Origin of the sequence: Thioalbus denitrificans (assembly GCF_003337735.1) — a bacterium.
Taxonomy (GTDB): domain Bacteria; phylum Pseudomonadota; class Gammaproteobacteria; order DSM-26407; family DSM-26407; genus Thioalbus; species Thioalbus denitrificans.
Window position 1 is genome coordinate 495,437 of record NZ_QPJY01000002.1, and the last position, 21,870, is coordinate 517,306.

Below are 21,870 nucleotides of genomic sequence, written 5' to 3' on the forward strand. Positions count from 1 at the left end.
AAAAAGCAATTAATCACTCACATTTGAGCTTTCTTAAAGTATGGGCAAGCCAACCGAGGAACGCAAAGCCGAGATTGTCCAGGGCGCACTTGAACTGGCGGCGGAGCACGGCGTGAAGAAGGTGACCACCCAGGCCATCGCCGATCGGGTGGGGATTGCCCAGCCGACCATCTTCCGTCACTTCAAGAGCCGCGATGCCATTTTCGGCGCCGCCATCAACTTGGTGGCCGACGGACTCTTCGCCGCCCTGGACGGCCTGTTCACGGCGAAGGCGCCGGCCGATGAGCGATTGCAGCAGATCATCACCCGGCAACTGGCCTTCGTCTCCCGCCAGCGCGGCGTGCCGCGTCTTATCTTCTCGGACCGCCTACACTCGGAGTCGCCCAAGCTCAAGGCCGTGGTGCGGAAGGTCATGGATCGCTACACCACACGAATGTCCGCCCTCCTCGCCGAGGGCATCGAGAGCGGCCGCTTCCGTCCCGACCTGGATACCGATGCCGCCGCCCGCTACATCATCGCCCTCATCCAGGGTCTCATCGCCCGCTGGTCCATCTTCGACTTCGAGTTCCCGCTGGATGCCGAGGCGGAGCCGCTCTGGCAGTTCCTCTGGCCCCTGCTGGCGCCGGAGGGCTGAGTATATTTTTTTGCCCCGAATGTGAGCAATTAATTGCTTTTAATCGCCTGGAGACCTGAATGGCCACACGACATCGCGCCTTTCGCACCGCTGCCCCGAGCCGGGTTGCGCTTGGTTTGCTGCTTCTGCTCCAGGGCGTGCCGGCGCTCGCGGGACCTAACCTGCAGGCGGTGATGAAGACCCTCGGGGATGACCTCTGCCGGGCGAGCGGGGCTCTGGTGCAGGAGGACTACCCCACCCTGGCCGAGGCAGCACGGGCCATCGCCGATCATCCCCGTCCGGGCATGAGCGAGCGGCTGAAGATTCTCGCGGGCCTGGGGACGGATGCCGAGCGCTTCAGGAGTGCCGACAGCGCCGTCCAAGATGCCGCAACGAGCCTCGCCGAGGCGGCGGAGAGAGAGGACGCACTGGCGGCGGCCGCGCACTACAGCCTGCTCGTGGAACAGTGCGTCGACTGTCACGCCGGTTTCCGCCAACGCGTCCGCGCCCTCCTCCACCCGTGATGCACCCATGGACACCGTGTCCCGTTTGCGCCAGGTGCACCGTTCCCGGGCGCCTGGCTTGAAGGGCCCTCTCAACACGGAGGGCAGCGCAGTCCCGACTGCGTGATTGCAGCCATCAGCATCGAAACCGTTTTCCCAAGGAGTGAAACCGATGAAAAAGTTGCTTGGATTTTCCGTAGCCGTGGCCCTGGCGGCGCCCTTGGCCGCCACCGCGAACCCCACTGTCTACGGGCGGGTGAATGTCAACCTCGTGCAGGAGGACATGGATACGGGGGACAGCGAATCCTGGGACGTGGAAAACAACAGTTCCCGAATCGGCGTGAAGGGTTCCGAGGACCTCGGCAACAGTATGACTGCCATTTACCAACTTGAGTTCGGCGTCGATGCATCCGACTCGGGCAACCTGGACGGAAGACTGGCCTACGCGGGCATCTCCGGCCAGTTCGGCACGGTGGCCATGGGCCGGCAGTGGACCCCCTACTACGGCAGCGTGGCGAAGACCGACATCATGCAGATCGACACGATGGACGACCACTACCTCGGCCTGGCGCGGGTCGGCAACGCCGTGGCCTATGTGACACCCACCTTCAACGGCCTGAGCGGCAAGGCGGCACTGGTCATCGACGGTGATGGTGCCGGCGAGGATACGGGCGAGGACTTTGCCGACTGGACCAATCTCTCCCTCGACTACGAGAACGGCCCCCTGTCCATCGGTGCCTCATGGCTGCGCGAGAACAGCGGCGAAGGCGACCAGTTCGGGCTTGCCGGCAAGTTCAATGTCGGCCGCTTCGCGGTGATTGGCCAGTACGAGAACGCCAGCGAGGAGATTGCCGAGTACACCTTTTTCAGCGACACGGCGCTGACGCGCGACGACGTGACCTCCTGGGCCGTCGGCGGCGAGGCCTATTTCGGCAACAACACCATCAGGGCGGTCTACGGCGACGTGGATGCCGGTGCCGGTGGCGAATACAGCAACTGGAGCCTGGGCGCGGAACACATGTTCAGCAAGCGCACCCGTGTCTACGCGGAGTATGAGGACTCCGAGCACAACAAGGTGAGCTGTGGTGACTCCTGCGTCGAGTACGTCGAGGGTCAGCGTTTTGGTGTCGGCATCCGGCACGACTTTTAGACGTTCTTTCAGCGTTGTGTAACACCGTGCGCCCAGGGATGGGCGCACAACCCGGCACCAGTTTTCACTATCCGTATTCCGGAGTACGGCATGACAGAAACACATACCGCCCCATCAGCATCCCAGAAACGCCGTCAGCGCATGGCGTTGACCGGGCTGGCGCTCCTCCTGGCTCTTGTGACGGCCATGGCGGCGCTGCGCGTCGGGGAGCGGCTTGAGCCGGTCCCTGTCCTGCCGCGTGCGCCCCTCGCCGTGGATGTTGAACAGCTGCGGCAGGAACCCTTCGTCGTCAGCCATAAATACACCGGCAGCGTCGAGGCCCACCAGCGGGTGATCCTCTCCGCCCGGGTGACGGCAGTGGTGAAGGAAATTCCGTTCCGCGAGGGCCAGACCGTCGAAAAGGGCCAGCTGATTGCCCTGCTGGATGACCAGGAGATGACCGAGGATCTGGGTCGCCTCAAGGCCAGCGAGCAGCGTACCCGGTCGGAACTCGATTTCTGGGAAACCCAGCTCAGGCGCGACGAGAAGCTGTTCAAGGCCGGCACCATCCCCGAGCGCAACCGCGACGAATCACGCCGGATGGTTGCGACCCTGAAGGCCTCCCTGCGGGAGAACAGCGAGGAGCAGGCGATGGCCCGCACCCGGCGGGACTACACCATCCTCAACGCGCCCTTCGACGGGCGCATTCAGGCCATTTCCGTCCTGCCGGGCGAGCTGGCCATGCCGGGCAAATCGCTTGTGGAGCTGGTGGCATCCAGACCCCTCAAGGCGGTGGTGAGCGTGCCCCAGTCCGATCTCCCGGGACTCGGAAAGGGACTGCCGGTCCAGGTCCGCATCCCCGCCGTGAACGCGGCCCTCGCCGGACGGGTGGATCAGCTCTATCCAGCGCTCGAGCCCGGCACCCGGACGGCCACGCTCGAAACCTTTCTCCGCTCCGACACCGAAGGGCTCCTGCCCGGGATGCAGGCCGATGTGGAAGTGGTTCTCCAGTACGAAGAGTCGGCCCTGGTGCTCCCGTTCGAGGCGCTCCGGGAGCGGAACGGCGAATCCGGGGTCTACGTCGTCCGCGACCAGACGGCGGTTTGGCGGCCAGTCACCCCGGGGGCGCGTACGGGACGTCGGATTCGGATCATCGATGGGCTGGAAAATGGCGAGTGGGTCGTGACGACCCCGGACCCCCGGCTGGCTGACGGCCAACCGCTCTGGCTCGCCGGAAAGGAGGGGCTCTGATGAGCTGGCCCCGCTTTTCCCTCACCTATCGCTATACCGTCTTCGCCACCCTCATAGCGGTCGTGGTGTTCGGCGTGGTGGCCCGTTTCAGCCTGCCGGTTCAGCTCTTCCCCGACACCGATCCGCCGGTGGTGACGGTCATCACCGACTACCCCGGCGTGGCCGCCACCGATGTGGGGAAGAACCTGAGCAAGATCCTGGAAGAGGAGTTCGCCGGCATCGATGGCGTCGCCCGCGTCACCTCCACCAGCCAGACCGGCCTGTCGGTGGTGAAGGTGGAGTTTCACTATGATCGCCGGGTGGGCGAGGCCGCGGTGGATGTCCAGAATGCCATCAGCCGTGTCCGCAGCAACCTGCCCCCGCGCATCGGTGAGCCCCAGGTCCTGCAGTTCTCCTCCTCCGACAAGCCGATTCTCACCCTGGCCATCAGTTCCGGCAGCCTGTCCCTCGAGGCAGTCCGCGAACTGGCGGACAACCCCGTCAGCGACCGGTTGCAGCTGGTGCCGGGAGTGGCCGCGGTGGACGTGTTCGGTGGCCACAAGTATGAGTTGCATGTGGCCGTGCAACGGGACCGCCTGCGGGCCTACGACCTGGAGCTGGGGCAGGTGGCCGAGGCGCTCGCGGGGTGGAACCTCACCGCCTCGGGGGGGCGCATCCAGAGCGGCAGCCGGGAGGCGGTGGTCCGCTTCGACATGCCGCTGCGTGACACCGGCGACGCCGGGCAACTCATCATCGCCCACCGGCAGGGTCGTGAGATCCGCCTGGCCGACGTGGCGGACGTCTCCCTGACCTCTCACGAGGCCCGCAGCGCCTACCATTACAACGGCGAGCCGGCCATCGCCGTGCAAATCCTGAAACGGGACGAGGCCAACACGGTGAGGGTGGCGGAGCAGGTGCGCGACGCCGTCGCCTCACTGGAGCGGGAGATGCCCCAGCTCCGGTTCACCCTGGCGGACGACGATTCCGCCTTTACCGAACTGGTCATCGACAACATGACCACGTCGGTGTTCACCGCCATCATACTGGTCATTCTCCTCATCTTTCTGTTCCTGGCCCATCTGCGCCAGGCCGCCATCATCGCCATCTCCATCCCGGTCTCCTTCCTGATGACCTTCGTCCTCATGTGGATGGCGAACATCGACCTGAACATGGTGACCATGTCCGCCATCATCCTGGCCATCGGCCTGCTGGTGGATGACAGCATCGTGGTACTGGAGAACGTTCACCGTCATCTCGCCATGCCGGGCAAGACCCCGTTGCGGGCGGCGCTTGAGGGCACCGAGGAGATCTTCCTGGCGGACCTCTCCGGCACGGTCACCACCCTGGCGGTGCTAATCCCGCTGGTCTTCCTGGGCGGCTTCGTCGGCAAGCTGTTCGCCCCCCTGGCCTGGACGCTCGCCTTCGCCCTCGCCTCCTCCTTCGTGGTCTCGGTCACCCTCATCCCGGTGCTCACGGCCCTGTGGCTCCATCCCGAGGACAATGGCGAAACCCGCCTGGCCCGTTGGGTCGCGCCCTTCAACAACTTCATGGATGGGCTGAAGGACGGCTACCTGGCCCTGCTGGAGGTGGCCCTGCGCCGGCCTTGGCGCACCCTTGCCGTGACCCTGCTGCTGCTGGTCGCCAGCGCCCGACTCATGGCCTTCGTCGGCAGCGAGATGCTGCCCAAGTTCGATGCCGGCAACTTCCGGGTGCAGATCGACACCATCCCCGGCATGCCCCTGGAGCAGACCCTGGAGGCGGTCTCGGCGGTGGAGCAGCTGCTGCTGGCGGAGCCGGAGGTCATCGGCGTCAGCACCCAGACGGGGTACGAGCCGGGCGGCCACTACCTCGGCAACCGGGGCGCCATGGGTGTGAACCAGGCGGAAATCACCGTCAACCTGACGCCGCGAACCGAGCGGACCGACTCCATCTGGACCATCATGGAGCGCACACGGGCCGGGATCGAGCGGGTTCCCGGCATCACCCTGGCCGTGCTGAAGGAGCAGGGAGGCACCGCCCGCTCCACCACCACGGCGCCCATCGATGTGCGCCTCAGCGGCCCCGACCCGGTGGTCCTGGACCAACTGGGCAGCGCCGTCCTGGATCGCATCCGCAACGTACCGGGCGTCAGGGATCCCTACAAGAACTGGGCCCTCGACACGCCCGAGGTGAACGTGGTCATCGATCGGGAACGGGCCGCCGAGCTCGGCCTCAACGGCGAGGCCATCGCCGCACGCGCCTACGAGGCCATGGAGGGCAGCGTGGTAACCCCCTACCGCCAGGACCGGCACCGCGACCTGGATGTCTTCCTGCGCTATGCGGACGCGGACCGGGATCATCTCGGCGACCTGGGCGACCTCCACCTGCAGGTGCCCGGCGGCACCCTACCCCTGCGGGACGTGGCGCAACTGGAAGAGCGCCTGGGCCCCCGTATCGTCACCCGGGAGGATTTCCAGCAGACCCTGGATGTTCTCGGTTATCAGTATGGCCGCCCCCTGTCGGAGACCATCGCCGATGTGCAGACGGCGCTGGCCGACCTGGAGCTGCCGGCGGACTACAGCCTGGCTATCACCGGTGAACAGAGTGACTTCCAGGATGCCAGAAAGCGGATGCTGGCGGCACTGGCCGCCGGCCTGCTCGCCGTCTACCTGGTGCTGGTGGCGCAGTTCCGCTCCTTCAAGCATCCCTTCACCATCATGGCTGCCGTGCCTCTGCAGTTCATCGGCGCGGCCGCCGCCCTGCTGGTGGCCGGCAAATACCTATCCATGCCCGCCCTGCTCGGCATCATCCTGCTGGTGGGGACGGTGGTGAACAACAGCATCGTGCTCATCGACTACGTCCTGCAGCGCCGCCGGGCGGGCATGGCGATCCGGGCAGCCATCATCGAGTCGGTTCACGTGCGCTACCGGCCCATCATGATGACCGCGCTGTCGGACGTGGCAGGGATGCTGCCCCTGGCCATGGAGCTGGCCGTGGGCGCCGAACGCTTCTCGCCCATCGCCACGGTGGTCATCGGGGGCATCCTCGCCGCCACCCTGCTGACGCTGGTGATCATTCCGGTCCTCATCTTCCTGGTGGAACGGCGTGCACCCGATCCCCGCACCGCCGACCCCCTGCTGGAAACCCTCTGACAGCCAATGGAGATCCCGGCCATGACACACATCCATCCGGAAGAGCGGATTTTCTGCCCCAGGCACGACTGCGACGGATTCCGGGAGACAATCTCCGGAGAGGTCAGAGTGGCGATTCTCGGCGGAGGTGAAACGGCGCAGGAGCTCGCCGAACAACTGTGCGTCGTCCCCGGGGTCCGTATCACCGGCCTCTGGTCGGAGCGGCCGTCCGGGCCGCTGCGGTGCTGGGCGGCGGTGCGGGGGCTGGTGGTTCATGAAAAGCTGGGCACTCTGGCGGAAGAGACGCAGAACGACCTGATTCTCGACACCTGCGAGGGGGAGACCATTGCGGCACGGGTGCAGGCGCTCGGCAGCGAATCCTCACCGATCCTGCCCGCCTCCCATGCCAGGTTCCTGGCGACCCTGCTGGCCGACATCAGCCGGCGCATGCAGGTTTCCTCGAGCCGCTATTGCGCCGCCTATGCCACCCGCCACTGTTTCGGCCACCTGGGGCAGGCCCTGCTGCGGCGCCTGGCCGATCTGGCGGGAGAGGGTTCGGCGTTTCTTCCCATCCTGCCGCTCGTGGACCCGGACGCGGGACTCTATCACCGGGACATTCTCGTCCACTACCTGGATCAGAGGCTCGCGGCCCTGCGCCACTATGGAGAGCCGGTCATGCTCCTGCTGGCCGGCATCGCCGGCAGCAAATCCGCACCGACCCAATGGACAGAGACCACTGAGGCCTACCCGCCGGAGAACCTCCGTTCGGCCTCCCGGCACCTCTTCCGCCAGATTCAGGGCCTGAGCGAAAACGTGGAACTCGTGGGCTACCTGGGCGGCGGGCGCATCGCCGCGGTGCTGACCCGGCTGACGGGCGACGAGGCCGTGCTGCTGGCCGAGGGCTTCCTCATTGACGCCAAAGACGAGGCCACGGACCCCGGGCTTCGGGACGAGGACGGCTCCCGGGCCCCCTGCGCCGCCCTCGCCGTGCTGGAATCACCCGATTGCATCCCCCCCGGGATGGACGCGCAGGTGCTGCTCGAGCGCATCGAGGAGGAACTCGCCACGTCCATGATGAATCAGGACGACCTGGTGGTGTTCGCTCCCGGCTCCGATTCACCGCTGGCCTGCCCGAACCCCCACACCGAGACGACAAGGAGCTGACGTGGCACGCAAAGTCCGATTCGCCGCCCTGCTGGTGCTGGGCCTGGCACTCCCCCTCCCGGGTTCGGCGGCCACGACGGTCGCGCTGACCCTCGACACCGGGCGTCTGACCCTGGACCAGGCCATTCAGTGGGCACTGGTGGAGAACCCCAATCTCTCCGGCCTGCACCGGGACCTGCAGGCCGAGGCACTGGAGCGGGAGGTGGCCCGCGGCAAGCGGATGCCCGAGTTGACCCTCGAGGGGGACTACACCCACCACTCCGAGCCCACGCTGACCCACTCCATCCATGACCCGGGAAGCTTTCCACCCCTGGACGAGGATACGGCCAGCCTGGGCGTGGGCCTCACCCTGCCCCTCTATGCGGGGGGAAGGCTGGTGGCGGGCGAACGCCGTGCGGAACACGGCCTGCAGGCGAAGTCCCAAGCGCTGGCGGGCTCCCGTCAGCAACTCATCTTCGATGTGGTGACCGCGTATACCGCGGCACTGCAACACAGCGAGGTGGTGACCGCGCTGGAACACCGGATACGTGGACTGGAGGCAGAGGATGCCGACCTGGCACTGAAAATCAAGCAGGGCACCGCGGCGCCGCTGGAGCGGATGCGGATCCAGTCCCAGATTTCCGAAGCGCGCTATGACCTCGCGACGGAACGCCAGAGTGCCGGGGACGCCCGCGATCAACTGGCGCGACTGCTGGGCAGCACCGATCCGCTTCCGCCGCTGGCCGATATCCGCGGCCTGGAATTGCCCCTGCCGGAGGACCGGGATGCCGCCCTGGCCCAGGCCCTGGCAGGCCATCCCGATTTGCAACGCTCCCGGGCCGAGCAGCTCACCGCGCTCGATGATCTCCACATCGCCCGGGGGGAGCGGCTGCCCGAGGTCCGGCTCCAGGCACGGCTGAACGGAAACTCCGGCGGTGATCTGGAACTGGAGGACGAGTGGCAGATGGGGGTGAACATCTCGGTGCCGCTGTTCGATGGCGCCGTGCGCAGCACCCGGGTCCGCCAGGCGGCCCTGCGCCGGGAGCGCGCCCAGCTCGGCATCCAGTCCAGCCGGGACGCGGTCACCCTCGGGGTGCGTGAATCCTGGGGTGGGCTCACCACCCGCCGGGCCCAGCTGGAGGCGGCACAAGCCGGCGAGCGGGAAGCTGGTGAGGCGTTGCGGGTGGAAACCTTCAAGTTCCGCAACGGCGCCAGTACGGTCACCGACCTACTGGCGGCCGAAGCCGCCCTGTGGAGCGCCACGGCCAGCCGCATCGAGGCCGAGTACAGCATCGTAGTGGAGCAGGCGCGACTGCTCCTGGCCGTCGGCCATCTTGAATCGGACCGGTTCGGAGGAACCAGACCATGATGAAAGTGATTCCCCTGCTGTTATCCGCCCTGGCCCTCATCCTCAATCCCGGCGCCGCGGACGCCTGGGAGTGGCCCTGGTCAGCGAAGGAGGATCCGGACCGGATTCTCGCCTCCGGCACGGTCGAAGTCACCGAGGTGCTGATCTCCTTTCCCGTGGCCGGCACCCTGGACCAGCGACTCATGGACGAAGGGGATGCGGTCCGTCGGGGCTACCCGCTGGCCTCGCTGGACACCCGTGAGGCCGTGCTCTCCACCATCCAGGCCCAGGCCTCCCTCTCCGCGGCTTCAGCACGGTTGAAGGAACTGCAGGCCGGTTACCGGCGTGAGGAGATCGCCCAGGCGGAGGCGGCAGTGGCCGAGGCACGGGCCGACCTGCAATATCGCCGAGCCGAGGCCCGCCGCGCCGAAGCCCTGTTCGAGGCGGACGCCATCAGCCGGCAGAAGCTCGAACTGGAACAGACCGCAGCCGACACCGCGGCCCAGCGCTACCAGAGCGCCCGTGAAAAGCTGGCCATGCTCAAAGCCGGCTACCGGCCCGAGCAGATCGCCGCGGCCCAGGCGGCAATGGAGGAGGCGACGGCCGCGGCACTGGCCGCGCGGGTACGCCTCTCCGATCTCGAAGCGGTCAGCCCCATTGACGGCGTCGTGCTGCGCACCCATGCCGAGCCGGGCGAAAACCTCGCCGCCGGACGGCCCGTCCTCACTGTGGGGGACCTGGCCAGTCCCTGGGTGCGGGTCTACATCCCGGAGACGCACATCGGCCGCATCCGGCTCGGGAGCGATGCGGAAGTGACCGTGGACTCCCACCCCGACCGGCGCTTCAGCGGCCGGGTCACCTACGTGGCCTCGGAGGCCGAGTTCACCCCGAAGAACGTGCAGACCCAGGAGGAGCGGGTGAAGCTGGTCTTCGCCGTGGATGTCCGGGTGGAGAACCCCGAGGGGATTCTCAAGCCCGGCATGCCCGCGGATGTGGTCATCCATTCCCCCGCGAATCCGGTGACGGTGGTCAACTGACATGACCAGCACCGCCGCTGCCGATCGACGCCTGCTGGCAGGACTGGCCCGCCAGCACCGGGCCGCGCTGGGGGTCTACCTGGCGGTCAGCCTGGTGGTCATCGGCGCCGGGGAGCTGGCGGCCCTGCGCTTCGGGTTTCCGGAGCGCTTCGGCCTCGCCCCGGTCCTGCTCCGGCTGGCCCTCTATATCGGCGGCAGCACCCTGCTCTGGTCGTTGCTGCTGGGCTGGAGCCGCGAACTGGTGGCCCGGCTCCTGGGCGAGCGCCGGCGCCACTACGAGGCGATCCTTACGGCCTTCAACCAGGCCCTCGGCCTCAAGGATGCCTACTCCGCGGGCCATGGCCGCCGGGTGGCGCGCTACGTGGTCATTCTTGCCGAGGCGCTTCAGCGCCCCGCGGAGGAGGTGGAGACCATCCGCCAGGCCGCGCTGCTGCACGACCTCGGCAAGCTCGGCATACCCGACGGCATCCTGACCAAGCCGGGCGAGCTGGAGGGCCCCGAATGGGCCGCCGTCCTGCGCCACCCCGACCAGGGGGCCGACATTCTCGCCGCCAGCCCGCAACTGCGGCACCTGGCCCCCATCGTCCGCGCCCACCATGAACGGCTCGACGGGAGCGGCTACCCCCTCGGCCTGGTGGCCGGGGCCATCCCCCTGCCGGCGCGCATCATTGCCGTGGCCGATGTCTTCGACGCCCTCACCAGCGACCGCGCCTACCGCATGGCCATCACCCCGGCCGAGGCGGCGGTGGTCATCCGGGCCGCGGCGGGGAGTCATTTCGACGCGGAAGTGGTGGCCGTGGCGACCCGCGCCGACATCCTCGAACAATTCGCACGGAGCCGGTCATGAATTCCGCTGTATCAACCGCCATTCGCTGCGAGGGGCTGGGCCGGACCTTCGACGCCCTGTGGGCGGTGCGCGGACTCGATCTCTCGGTCGCACGGGGCGAGGTATTCGGCCTCGTGGGGCCCGACGGCGCCGGCAAGACCACCACCCTGCGCATGCTGACCGGCATCCTCGCCCTCTCGGAGGGCAGCGCCCGGGTGAGCGGCCAGCCGCTGCCCGGCGGCGAGGAGGCCATCAAGAACCGCATCGGCTATATGTCCCAGCGCTTCGGCCTCTATCCCGACCTGACCGTGGAGGAGAATCTGCGCTTCTACGCCGATCTCTACCGCGTGCCCCGCCGGACCCGGCTGGCGATGGAGGAGCGGCTGCTGGGATTCAGCAACCTCACGCCGTTCCGCCGGCGCCTGGCGCGTAACCTCTCCGGGGGGATGAAGCAGAAGCTGGGTCTGGCCTGCGCCCTCATCCACAAGCCCGAGGTGCTGTTCCTGGACGAGCCCACCAACGGGGTCGACCCGGTCTCGCGGCGGGATTTCTGGCGCATTCTCTACAGCATGGTCAAGGAGGGGGTCACCATCTTCGTCTCCACCGCCTACCTGGACGAGGCGGAGCGCTGCAGCCGGGTGGGGCTCATGCACCAGGGTCGCCTGATCCGCTGCGACACCCCGAAGCGCCTCCGGGAGACGCTGAGCGGCCAGTTGCTGGAGCTGGAGACGGATGCTCCGCGGCAGGCCCGCGAGTTGCTGGTGGAGCGGCTGGGGTCGCAGCGGGTGAGCCTGTTCGGCGGCCACCTGCACCTGTTCGCCGATGACCCCGGGACACTGGCCACCGCCCGCTCGGCGCTGAGCCGGGCGGGCATCGCCCTGCGCGCGGCACGACCCATCCCCGCCTCCCTGGAGGACGTGTTCATCCGCGAGCTGGCCCTGGCGGACCGTGACGAGGCCGATGGCGGAGCCGGCCATGAGTGATGAACTGGCGGTGACGGTGCGCGATCTCACCCGGGTGTTCGGCGACTTCGTGGCCGTCGACCACATCTCCCTGGAGGTGCCGCGCGGCAGCATCTTCGGCTTCCTGGGGCCCAACGGCTCGGGCAAGTCCACCACCATCCGCATGCTCTGCGGCCTGCTGCTGCCCTCCGGCGGCAGCGGCCGGGTACTCGGCTTCGACGTCCTGCGGGAGCCGGAGTCCATCAAGCGCCGGGTGGGCTACATGTCGCAGAAGTTCTCCCTCTACGATGATCTGCGGGTGGAGGAGAACATCGACTTCTTCGCCGGCCTCTACAATGTCCCGCGGGCGCAGCGCGCCGCGCGCAAGGCCTGGGTGCTGGAGATGGCGGGGCTCGGGGACAAGCGCCGCGCCCTCACCCGCGATCTGGCCGCCGGCTGGAAGCAGCGCCTGGCCCTGGGCTGCGCCGTGCTCCACGAACCGCCCCTGCTGTTCCTGGACGAGCCCACCTCGGGGGTGGATCCCCTCTCGCGCCGGCGGTTCTGGGATCTCATCGCCCGCATGGCCCATGCCGGCACCACGGTCTTCGTCACCACCCACTACATGGAGGAGGCGGAGTACTGCGACGCCCTGGCGCTCATCTACCGCGGCCGGCTCATCGCTGAGGGCGCCCCGGAACGCCTGAAGCGCGAGGCGGTGACGCGCACGGTCCTGGAGGTGCGGGTGGACCAGCCCTACGCCGCCCTCGAGGCCCTGGAAGCCCTGCCCCAGGCCGCCGAGGCCGCCCTGTTCGGCGACACCCTGCACGTGAGCGTGGATGACGCGGATCTGGCCACCGCCGCCATCCGCCGCCAGCTCACGCTGGAGAACATCCACCTGGCCTCCATCGAGCCCATCGTCCCGTCCATGGAAGACGCCTTCGTGTCCCTGATCGAGGCCGACGATGCCCTCAGGAGCGCCCCATGAATGTCACCCGGACCCGCTTCAGCGGCCGGCGCTACCTGGCGCTGGTGCGCAAGGAGTCACTGCACATCCGCCGCGACCCGCGCAGCCTCGCCATGGCCTTCCTCATGCCGGTCCTGCTGCTGGTGCTGTTCGGCTACGCCATCACCCTGGACGTGAACAACCTGGATCTGGCCGTCTACGACCAGGATCGCAGTGCCGCCAGCCGCGACTACATCCGCGCGTTCCCCGCCTCGAACTACTTCACCGTGGTCACCGATGCCGCGACCTACGCCGAGGCGGAGGCTGCGGTCGTCTCGGGACGGGCGCACCTGGCACTGGTGATCCCGACCGATTTTTCCGAACGCCTGGACCAGCGGCGCACGGCGGCGGTGCAGGTGCTGGTGGACGGCAGCGACGCCAACACCGCCACCATCGCCATCGACTACGCCGAGGGGGTGACGGAGGGATTTTCCGCCGATCTCAGGGGGCAGGTGGAACTCGCCGTGGAGAACCGCCTGCGGGTCTGGTACAACCCCGAGCTGAAGAGCCGCTGGTTCATCATCCCGGGTCTCATTGCCGTCATCATGACGGTCATCACCGCGCTGCTCACCTCGCTCACCGTCGCCCGGGAGTGGGAATCCGGCACCATGGAGCAGCTCATCGCCACCCCCATCCAGCCCCTGGAGCTGCTGCTGGGAAAGATGACCCCCTACTTTCTCATCGGGGTCTTCGACGTGCTGCTCTCCATCGCCATGGCCGTGTGGGTCTTCGATGTCCCGCTGCGCGGCAGCCTCGCCTTCCTCCTCGGCTCGGGGGCCCTGTTCATGCTCGGCGGCCTGGGACTCGGCATCCTCATCTCCACCGCGGCCCGCTCCCAGCTGGTGGCCAGCCAGGTGGCCATGGTGGCCACCTTCATTCCGGCCTTCCTGCTGTCGGGGTTCCTCTACTCCATCGACAACATGCCGCGCTTCCTCCAGGTCATCACCCACGCGGTGCAGGCCCGCTACTACGTGACCATTCTCAAGGCGGTATTCCTCAAGGCCAGCCCCCCCGCCCTGCTGGTGAACGAGCTGGCCTTCCTGTCGCTGTTCGCCCTGGTGGTCCTGGGCGTGGCGCTGCGCAAGTTCAAGAAGAGACTCGACTGAGGCGCGACACGTCATGTGGGAACGAATCTACCGGATGCTGATCAAGGAGTTCATCCAGGTGCTGCGGGATCCGCGCATGCGCTTCCTGGTGTTCGTCACGCCCGTGGTCCAGCTCATCATCTTCGGCTACGCCGTGACCACCGACGTGGAGCACATCAAGACCGTGGTGCTGGACCAGGACCGCAGCAGTCACAGCCGTGCCCTGGAGCAGCGTTTCACCAGCTCCCGCTATTTCGATGTGCTGGCCCGGGTGGAGTCGCCGACACGCCTGCAGGAGTGGCTCGACCGGGGCGAGGCGATCATGGCGCTGCACATCGAGCGGGGATTCGGCGAGGACCTGGAGCGTGGGCGCCCGACCGCCGTCCAGACCCTCGTCGACGGTACCGACTCCAACACCGGCACCGTCGCCATGGCCTACGCCCAGCGCATCATCGCCGACTACTCCATGAGCCAGGGCGGAGAGGCCGTCGCCCCGCCCATCGATCTGCGCAGCCGCGCCTGGTACAACCCCGACCTCAAGAGCCGCTACTACAACGTGCCCGGGGTCATCGGTGTGCTGCTGCTGCTCACCTCGCTGCTGCTCACCTCCATGGCGGTGGTGCGGGAACGGGAGATCGGCACCATGGAGCAGCTCATGGTCACCCCCATCCGGCCACTGGAGCTGATCCTGGGCAAGACGCTGCCCTTCGTGGTGATCTCCTACGTGGACGTGGTGCTGGTGACCGTGATCGGGGTCTACTGGTTCGACGTGCCCATCCGTGGGAGCCTGCCGTTGCTGTTCCTCGGCGCCGGCCTCTACCTCATGTCCACCATCGGGGTGGGACTGTTCATCTCCACCATCTCCCAGACCCAGCAGCAGGCACTCATGTCCGCCTTTTTCTTCTACCTGCCGGCGGTGCTCCTCTCCGGGTTCATGTTCCCCATCGAGAACATGCCCGGGCCGGCCCAGTGGATCACCTACCTCAACCCGCTGCGCTACTTCCTGGTGATCATCCGTGACCTGTTCCTCAAGGGCGTGGGTCTGGAGGTGCTGTGGCCGGAGTACCTGGCCCAGGCCCTGCTCGGATTGCTGCTGCTCGGCTTCAGCGCGGCGCGCTTCCGCAAGCGGATGGACTGAACGGACCCAGGACAGGAAGCCCGTCATGGAAATGTGGAACCGATGCATGGGGCGGTGGAAACCGGTGGCGCTGATCCTGCTGGAGCTCGCCCTCCCCGCCTGCAGCGTCTACCCGGTCAATTCACCCGCCACGCACCCACCCGGCGAGGAAAACCTGTACGAGGAGTCGTCCCACGACCGTTCCGACTCCCTGCAGGTGATCCTCACCTTCTCCGGCGGCGGCACCCGGGCGGCCGCCTTCAGCTACGGGGTGCTGGAGGCCCTGCGGGATACCGAAATCCAGTGGGAGGGACGCCGGCGCCGGCTGCTGGACGAGGTGGATCTCATCTCCTCGGTCTCCGGCGGCAGTTTCACCGCCGCCTACTACGGACTCTACGGTGAGCGCATCTTCACCGACTTCGAGCCAGCCTTCCTGAAGCGCGATGTCCAGGGCAGCCTCACCCGGCGCCTGCTCAACCCCTGGAACTGGATCCGTCTCGGCTCGCCGCTCTACGGCAAGAGCGAACTGGCCGCCGATCTCTACGACCGGCTGCTGTTCCAGGGGGCCACCTTCGCCGACATGAATCGGCCCGGAGCGCCCCGGGTGCGCATCAACGCCACGGACATGACCCTGGGCACGGGTTTCAGCTTCACCCAGGGCCAGTTCGACTGGATCTGCTCCGATCTCTCCCGCTTCTCCGTGGCCCGGGCCGTGGCGGCCTCATCCGCCGTACCGGTGCTGTTCTCGCCGGTGGCCCTGCACAACCATGCCGGCACCTGCGGCTTCACCCCCCCGGCCTGGGTCACCGAAGCCCTGGAGAATCCCGGGATCTCTGCCCGGCGCTACCGTCAGGCCCGCTGGCAGGTTTCCTACCTGGACACCGCCCAGCGCCCCTACCTGCACCTGCTGGATGGCGGACTGGCGGACAACCTGGGGGTACGTGGCGCACTGGACCAGCTCATCCTGGAAGGGGGCATCTGGGGGCGGATGCAGCGGGAGGGGCTCAATTCCATCCGCCAGGTGGTCTTCATCGTCGTCAACGCCGAACCAGGGCTCGACCTGCGCTGGGATCGCAACCCCGGCGACCTGGCCCTCAGCTCCATCGTCAATTCGGCCACCACGGTTCCCATCAACCGCTACAGCTTCGAGACCCTCGAGCTGTTGCGCTCCCACATGGAACTGTGGCGCCGGGAGGTCATCCAGCAGCGTTGCGGCGCCCGGCCGGAGCCCGGTTGCGCAGAGATCGACTTCCACCTGGTGGAGGTCAACCTGGGGTCCATATCGGATCCCGCCGAGCGCGCCCGTCTGCAGGGCCTGCCCACCTCCTTCCGGCTCCCGGCGCAGGATGTTGATGCCCTGCGCCTGGCCGCCCGCAGCGTGCTCGAGCACTCCCCGGCCTACCGGCAACTGCTGCACGCCCTTGGTGGCGCGTCCCCAGCGGGCAGCCGCCGCACTTCCACCCCCTGACCTGGCGTCCCCCACCCCGGCGTACCGGATCACAACGGCCCGGCAACCCCGCCGGTATTGCCCGTGCCCCCCATGCAGGGTCCTCCCGTGATCGCCCTTGCCCAAGGCGGGCGCCGGGACTAGAATGTCCACCTGTCCGACCGGTCGGTCAGGCCATTCGAGAGCGCCATGCACCCATCAGAACACCCGCGCGGCGAATCCGGCAGCGCCGGTTCCTGCCCCGCCGCCGAGTCCATTCTCGCCGTGGCCGAACAGCTGTTCGCCGAGCGAGGCTACGAGGCCACCTCGATGAGCGAGCTGGCGCAGCGGGCGGGCGTGAGCAAGGCCAACATCTTTCATCACTTCCACTCCAAGCGCGAACTCTACCTGGCGGTGATGCAGGCCGCCTGCAAGGACAGCCGCCAGGCGCTGCTGGAGATACGGGCCGGCAACGGCACCACCCGGGAGCGGCTGGCAGGATTCATGCGCCGGCACCTGCGCAACCTGCTCGACAACGAGGAGGTCTCGCGCCTGGTGCTGCGCGAAGTGCTGGAGTCGGGACCGGAGCGCGGCCGCGAGCTCGCCGAGCGGGTCTTCGCCGAGGGTTTCCGGCAGCTCGTGGAGACGGTCCGCGAGGGACAGGAGCATGGCGAGCTGCGGCCCGACATCGACCCCGCGCTGGTGGCGCATCTCGTCATCAGCACCGGCGTCTTCTTCTTCCAGGGCCGGTCGGTGGCCCGCCACCTGCACGGGGCCGGGTTCATCGACGATCCGGACGACTATGCCGCCCAGGTGGCGGACGTGCTGTTCGCCGGCTGCCTCGCCGTCCCCGGGGAGAACCGTTCGGATCCCCGTCGCGCGGCCCGGGACGCGGACAAGTGAGTCCACGACCGGGGCGTCGCACGGAACCGTCACAAACCGACAACGTCTATCATTTATCTTCGCTGCCGGCCTGTCGCGCAGCGGCCTGACAAACAGCGACCATCAGGAAGAAGACCATGTTCAAGCGGCTTATCCTCGTCCTTCTCTTCCTCGCCCTCGTGTTCGGCGGCATCGGCTACTGGAAGTACCGCCAATTCCAGCAGATGACCGCCCAGCTGACCGCCCCCCGCCCGCCGGCGACCATCGCCTCGGTGGAGGCGAAGCGGGAGAGCTGGCAGCCCACCCTGCGCTCGGTCGGCAGCCTGGTGGCCGCCAACGGCATCGCCGTGACCAACGAGGTGGCCGGCATCGTCCAGGAAATCACCTTCGAGTCGGGCCAGCGGGTGGAGGAAGGCGCCGTGCTGCTGCGGTTCGAGGATTCCGTCGAGCGGGCCACCCTGGAATCCCTGCGCGCCGACCGGCAGCTGGCCCAGGCGCAGTACAAGCGCGCCGCCGAGCTCATTCCCAAGCAGGCGGTCTCCAAGTCGGAGTTCGATATCGCCAAGGCGACCTTCGACGCCGCCCAGGCCCGGGTCGCGGAGCAGGAGGCGGTCATCCGCAAGAAAACCGTCCGCGCCCCCTTCTCCGGCCTGCTCGGCATCCGCCAGGTGGATACGGGCGAGTTCCTGCAGGTGGGCACGCCCATCGTCGAGCTGCAGGCGCTGAATCCGCTCTATGTGGACTACGCCCTGCCCGAGCGCAATTTCCGCGAGCTCGCCGTGGGCCAGGAGGTCCAGCTGCGCATGGACGCCTATCCCGGCGAGGCGTTCAGCGGCCGGGTCAGCGCCATCGACGCCCGCGTCGACGAGGGCACCCGCTCCATCTCGGTGCGGGCCACGGTGCCCAACCCGGACGGCCGCCTGCGCCCCGGCATGTTCGCCGAGGTCCAGACCCTGCTCCCGCAGCGGGACGATGTGGTCAGCGTGCCGCGCACCGCCATCAGCTACAACACCTACGGCGATTTCGCCTATGTCATCGCCAAGGGGGAGAACGACGCCCTCACGGTGCAGCGGCGCCAGGTGACCACCGGCCGGGTCCGGGAGGGCTGGGTGGAGATCATGAAGGGGCTGGACGCGGGCGAGACGGTGGTCCGCGCCGGGCTGGTGAAATTGCGTGACGGCCAGCCGGTGACCATCGACAACTCCGTCGAGCTCAAGGACGCGGAGGTCGGCAAGCAATGAAATTCACCGACCTCTTCATCAAGCGCCCGGTCCTGGCGACGGTGATCAGCCTGCTGATCCTCATCGCCGGTGTGCGCTCGCTGGGCATGCTCGAGGTGCGCCAGTACCCGGTCATCGAGAGCACGGTGGTGAAGGTGACCACCAGCTACCCCGGCGCGAGCTCGGACCTGGTCAAGGGCTTCGTCACCACGCCCCTGCAGCAGGCCATCGCCGAGGCCAACGGCATCGACTACCTGTTCTCCTCCAGCACCCAGGGGACCTCCACCATCGAGGCCCACATGGTGCTGAACTACGACGCCAACGCCGCGGTGGCGGAGATCCAGGCCAAGGTGGCCAGCCAGCGCAACGTGCTGCCCGCCGACGCCCAGGACCCGGTCATCGAGTCCAGCACCGGCGACTCCACCGCGCTGATGTACGTGGCCTTCTTCAGCGAGGACATTCCCCGCGCGAAGCTCGCCGATTACGTGATCCGCGTGGTGCAGCCGCAGCTGCAGGCCCTGCCCGGTGTGGCCAAGGCGCGCATGTTCGGCCAGCAGTTCGCCATGCGCATCTGGCTCGATCCCCAGCGCATGGCGGCGCTCGGCGTCACCGCCGACGACGTGGCCAACGTACTGCGGGCCAACAACTACCTGGCGGGCGTGGGCTCCACCAAGGGCAAGTACGTGGCGGTGGATCTCACCGCCAGCACCGATGTCAGCGAACCGGAGGACTTCCGCCGGCTGGTGGTCCGCGGCAGCAACGGCACCCTGGTGCGCCTGGACGACATCGCCCGGACCGAGCTCGGCGCCGAGAACTACGACTCCACCGCCTGGTACAAGGGCATCCCCGCGGTGTTCATCGCCGTGGAGCAGGCGCCCGGCGCCAACCCGCTGACGGTGGCCGGGCTGGTGAACGACGAGATCCCGAAGATCCGCGAACAGCTGCCGGAGGGAATGCAGGTCCAGATTCCCTACGACGCCAGCGCCTTCATCCAGGACTCCATCAACGAGGTCTACCGCACCATCATCGAGGCCGTGGTCATTGTGCTGTTCGTGGTCTACCTGACCCTGGGCTCGTTCCGCGCCGCGGCGGTGCCGGCGGTGGCCGTGCCCCTGTCGCTCATCGGCGGCGCCTTCGTGATGCTGCTGCTGGGCTACTCGCTCAACCTGCTCACCCTGCTCTCCATGGTACTGGCCATCGGGCTGGTGGTGGATGACGCCATCATCGTGGTGGAGAACGTCCACCGCCACATCGAGCACGGCGAGTCCAAGTTCCAGGCCGCCATCAACGGCGCCCGCGAGATGGCGGTGCCCATCATCGCCATGACCACCACCCTGCTCGCGGTCTATGCGCCCATCGGCTTCATGGGCGGCCTGGTGGGCACGCTGTTCACCGAGTTCGCCTTCACCCTCACCGGGGCGGTGATCATATCGGGCATCGTGGCGCTGACCCTCTCCCCGGTGCTCTCCTCCCATGTGCTCAAGCCCCACGGCAGCCAGGGCCGCTTCGAGCAGCGGGTGGAGGCCTTCTTCAACTGGCTCTCCAACGGCTACCGGCGGCTGCTCCACAGCTCGCTGTCCACGGTGTCGGTGAGCGTGGTCTTCGCCGTGCTCACCCTGCCCGCCATCTACCTGATGTTCATCACCAGCCAGAACGAGCTGGCGCCCACCGAGGACCAGGGCATCATCTTCTTCCAGGCCACCGGCCCGCGCACGGCCACCCTCGACTACCACGAGGCCTACGCCCGGCAGATCCAGGAGCAGTTCCAGCAGTTTCCCGAGTACAACGACAGCTTCTACATCCTCGGCATGACCCAGGACACGGTCTTCGGCGGCTTCAAGATGAAATCCATCAGCAAGCGCGAGCGCACCCAGATGGAGATCCAGCCCCAGGTCCAGGGCGCCCTGGACAAGGTGGCCGGGTTCCAGACCGTGGCCTTTCCGCGCCCCAGCCTGCCCGGATCCGCCGGCGGCCTGCCGGTGCAGTTCGTCATCACCAGCGACCGCAGCTACGAGGAGATCGCGGCCCTGGCCGACCAGCTCATCGGCCGCGGCATGGGCAGCGGCAACTTCATGTTCCTGAAGAAGTCGGTGGACATCGACCGGCCCGTCACCCGGCTGCTGGTGGACCGCGACCGGGCTGGCGATCTCGGCATCACCATGGACGAGATCGGACGCAACCTCGCCAACCTGCTGGGCGGCGGCTACGTCAACCGCTTCAGCCTCGAGGGCCGCAGCTACAAGGTGATCCCCCAGGTGGAGCGGGAGTTCCGCCTCGACGAGCGGATGCTCGACGACTACTACATCCGCACCGGCGGCGGCGACCTGGTGCCGCTGGCCAGCGTGATCTCCATGGAGCGGAGCGTGGAGCCCTCCAAGCGCACCCAGTTCCAGCAGCTCAACTCGGTGTCGGTGGAGGGAGTGATGTTCCCGGGCGTGAAGCTCGGCGACGCGCTCAATTACCTGGAGACCCAGGCCAGGGAGCTCTTCCCCAAGGGCTACAGCTACGACTACGCGGGCGACTCGCGCCAGTACGCCCAGCAGGGCAGCGGCCTCATCGTCACCTTCTTCCTGTCGCTGCTGGTCATCTACCTGGTTCTGGCGGCCCAGTTCGAGAGCTGGAAGGATCCCCTCATCATCCTCATCTCGGTGCCGCTGTCCATCGCCGGGGCGATGGTCTTCATCACCCTCGGTCTGGCCTCGGTGAACATCTACACCCAGGTGGGGCTCATCACCCTCATCGGCGTGGTGGCCAAGAACGGCATCCTCATCGTGGAGTTCGCCAACCAGCTGCAGATCCGGGAGGGGCTCTCCAAGCGCGAGGCGGTGGAGCGCGCCGCCAGCATCCGCCTGCGTCCCATCCTGATGACCGCCGTGGCCCTGATCGTCGCCATGTTCCCGCTGCTCACCGCCAGCGGCCCCGGCGCCGTGAGCCGCTTCGACATCGGCCTCACCATCACCACGGGCCTCGGCATCGGCACCTTCTTCACCCTGTTCGTGCTGCCGGCCTTCTACCTGCTGCTGGCCCGCGACCACGCCAAGGCGGAAGAGAAGCTCCACGCCGAGGAGCAGCGCGCCTGAGGCTTTGCCCCGGCGTGACGCTGTCATTCACCACGAAGGCACGAAGGACACGAAGAAAAGACAGAAAGAGGAAACTATCCGCAGATTACACAGATTACGCAGATTGGGTTCCATGTCGGATACGGCCCAGGATGGTTGCCCGGTCGCGGGTGATCCGCCTGGCTCCAGATAGGACGG

General features: G+C 67.5%; 17 protein-coding genes. All 17 read left to right on the forward strand.

Translation table 11 applies throughout. The features are described 5' to 3' along the window. Positions 1-40: 40 nt before the first annotated feature. A complete protein-coding gene (locus tag DFQ59_RS06870; RefSeq protein ID WP_114278930.1) occupies positions 41-634 on the forward strand; it encodes a TetR/AcrR family transcriptional regulator in 594 nt (197 codons plus the stop codon). Between the two features lie 59 nt (positions 635-693). Then, positions 694-1,137 carry a cytochrome c gene (locus DFQ59_RS06875; protein ID WP_114278931.1) on the forward strand — a complete coding sequence of 148 codons (444 nt, stop codon included), beginning with the start codon at positions 694-696 and terminating at the stop codon, positions 1,135-1,137. A 151-nt stretch (positions 1,138-1,288) separates the two neighbouring features. Further along, entirely contained in the window at positions 1,289-2,266 is a 978-nt protein-coding gene (locus DFQ59_RS06880; RefSeq protein ID WP_114278932.1) for a porin, read from the forward strand. Between the two features lie 90 nt (positions 2,267-2,356). Next, a complete protein-coding gene (locus DFQ59_RS06885; RefSeq protein ID WP_114278933.1) occupies positions 2,357-3,496 on the forward strand; it encodes an efflux RND transporter periplasmic adaptor subunit in 1,140 nt (379 codons plus the stop codon). Next, positions 3,496-6,606 carry an efflux RND transporter permease subunit gene (locus tag DFQ59_RS06890; RefSeq protein WP_114278934.1) on the forward strand — a complete coding sequence of 1,037 codons (3,111 nt, stop codon included), beginning with the start codon at positions 3,496-3,498 and terminating at the stop codon, positions 6,604-6,606. The genes DFQ59_RS06885 and DFQ59_RS06890 overlap by 1 nt, the downstream gene beginning before the upstream one ends. Positions 6,607-6,714: 108 nt before the next feature. Beyond that, the gene (locus DFQ59_RS06895) at positions 6,715-7,749 is read left to right on the forward strand and encodes a hypothetical protein (protein WP_147275189.1); all 1,035 of its coding nucleotides are present in this window, start codon (positions 6,715-6,717) and stop codon (positions 7,747-7,749) included. A gap of 1 nt (position 7,750) precedes the next feature. Then, positions 7,751-9,097, forward strand: coding sequence for a TolC family protein (locus tag DFQ59_RS06900; RefSeq protein WP_114278936.1), 1,347 nt, complete (start codon positions 7,751-7,753; stop codon positions 9,095-9,097). After that, complete coding sequence (locus DFQ59_RS06905) at positions 9,097-10,113, forward strand: HlyD family secretion protein (RefSeq protein ID WP_211314812.1); 1,017 nt, start codon at positions 9,097-9,099, stop codon at positions 10,111-10,113. Before DFQ59_RS06900 ends, DFQ59_RS06905 begins: the two co-directional genes overlap by 1 nt. A 1-nt stretch (position 10,114) precedes the next feature. Further along, complete coding sequence (locus DFQ59_RS06910) at positions 10,115-10,960, forward strand: HD-GYP domain-containing protein (RefSeq protein WP_114278938.1); 846 nt, start codon at positions 10,115-10,117, stop codon at positions 10,958-10,960. After that, on the forward strand, positions 10,957-11,922 hold the full coding sequence (locus DFQ59_RS06915; protein WP_114278939.1) for an ABC transporter ATP-binding protein: 966 nt from the start codon (positions 10,957-10,959) through the stop codon (positions 11,920-11,922). Before DFQ59_RS06910 ends, DFQ59_RS06915 begins: the two co-directional genes overlap by 4 nt. Continuing rightward, positions 11,915-12,865 carry an ABC transporter ATP-binding protein gene (locus DFQ59_RS06920; RefSeq protein WP_114279212.1) on the forward strand — a complete coding sequence of 317 codons (951 nt, stop codon included), beginning with the start codon at positions 11,915-11,917 and terminating at the stop codon, positions 12,863-12,865. Before DFQ59_RS06915 ends, DFQ59_RS06920 begins: the two co-directional genes overlap by 8 nt. Beyond that, positions 12,862-13,989, forward strand: coding sequence for an ABC transporter permease (locus DFQ59_RS06925; RefSeq protein WP_114278940.1), 1,128 nt, complete (start codon positions 12,862-12,864; stop codon positions 13,987-13,989). The genes DFQ59_RS06920 and DFQ59_RS06925 overlap by 4 nt, the downstream gene beginning before the upstream one ends. 13 nt (positions 13,990-14,002) lie before the next feature. Continuing rightward, complete coding sequence (locus tag DFQ59_RS06930) at positions 14,003-15,106, forward strand: ABC transporter permease (RefSeq protein ID WP_114278941.1); 1,104 nt, start codon at positions 14,003-14,005, stop codon at positions 15,104-15,106. A gap of 46 nt (positions 15,107-15,152) precedes the next feature. Then, positions 15,153-16,553, forward strand: a complete 1,401-nt coding sequence (locus tag DFQ59_RS06935; RefSeq protein ID WP_170142069.1) for a patatin-like phospholipase family protein — start codon at positions 15,153-15,155, stop codon at positions 16,551-16,553. Between the two features lie 168 nt (positions 16,554-16,721). Further along, the gene (locus DFQ59_RS06940) at positions 16,722-17,414 is read left to right on the forward strand and encodes a TetR/AcrR family transcriptional regulator (protein ID WP_114278943.1); all 693 of its coding nucleotides are present in this window, start codon (positions 16,722-16,724) and stop codon (positions 17,412-17,414) included. A gap of 116 nt (positions 17,415-17,530) precedes the next feature. Further along, the gene (locus DFQ59_RS06945) at positions 17,531-18,634 is read left to right on the forward strand and encodes an efflux RND transporter periplasmic adaptor subunit (protein ID WP_114278944.1); all 1,104 of its coding nucleotides are present in this window, start codon (positions 17,531-17,533) and stop codon (positions 18,632-18,634) included. Continuing rightward, the gene (locus DFQ59_RS06950; protein ID WP_114278945.1) at positions 18,631-21,693 is read left to right on the forward strand and encodes an efflux RND transporter permease subunit; all 3,063 of its coding nucleotides are present in this window, start codon (positions 18,631-18,633) and stop codon (positions 21,691-21,693) included. The genes DFQ59_RS06945 and DFQ59_RS06950 overlap by 4 nt, the downstream gene beginning before the upstream one ends. The last annotated feature ends 177 nt before the right edge of the window (positions 21,694-21,870 follow it).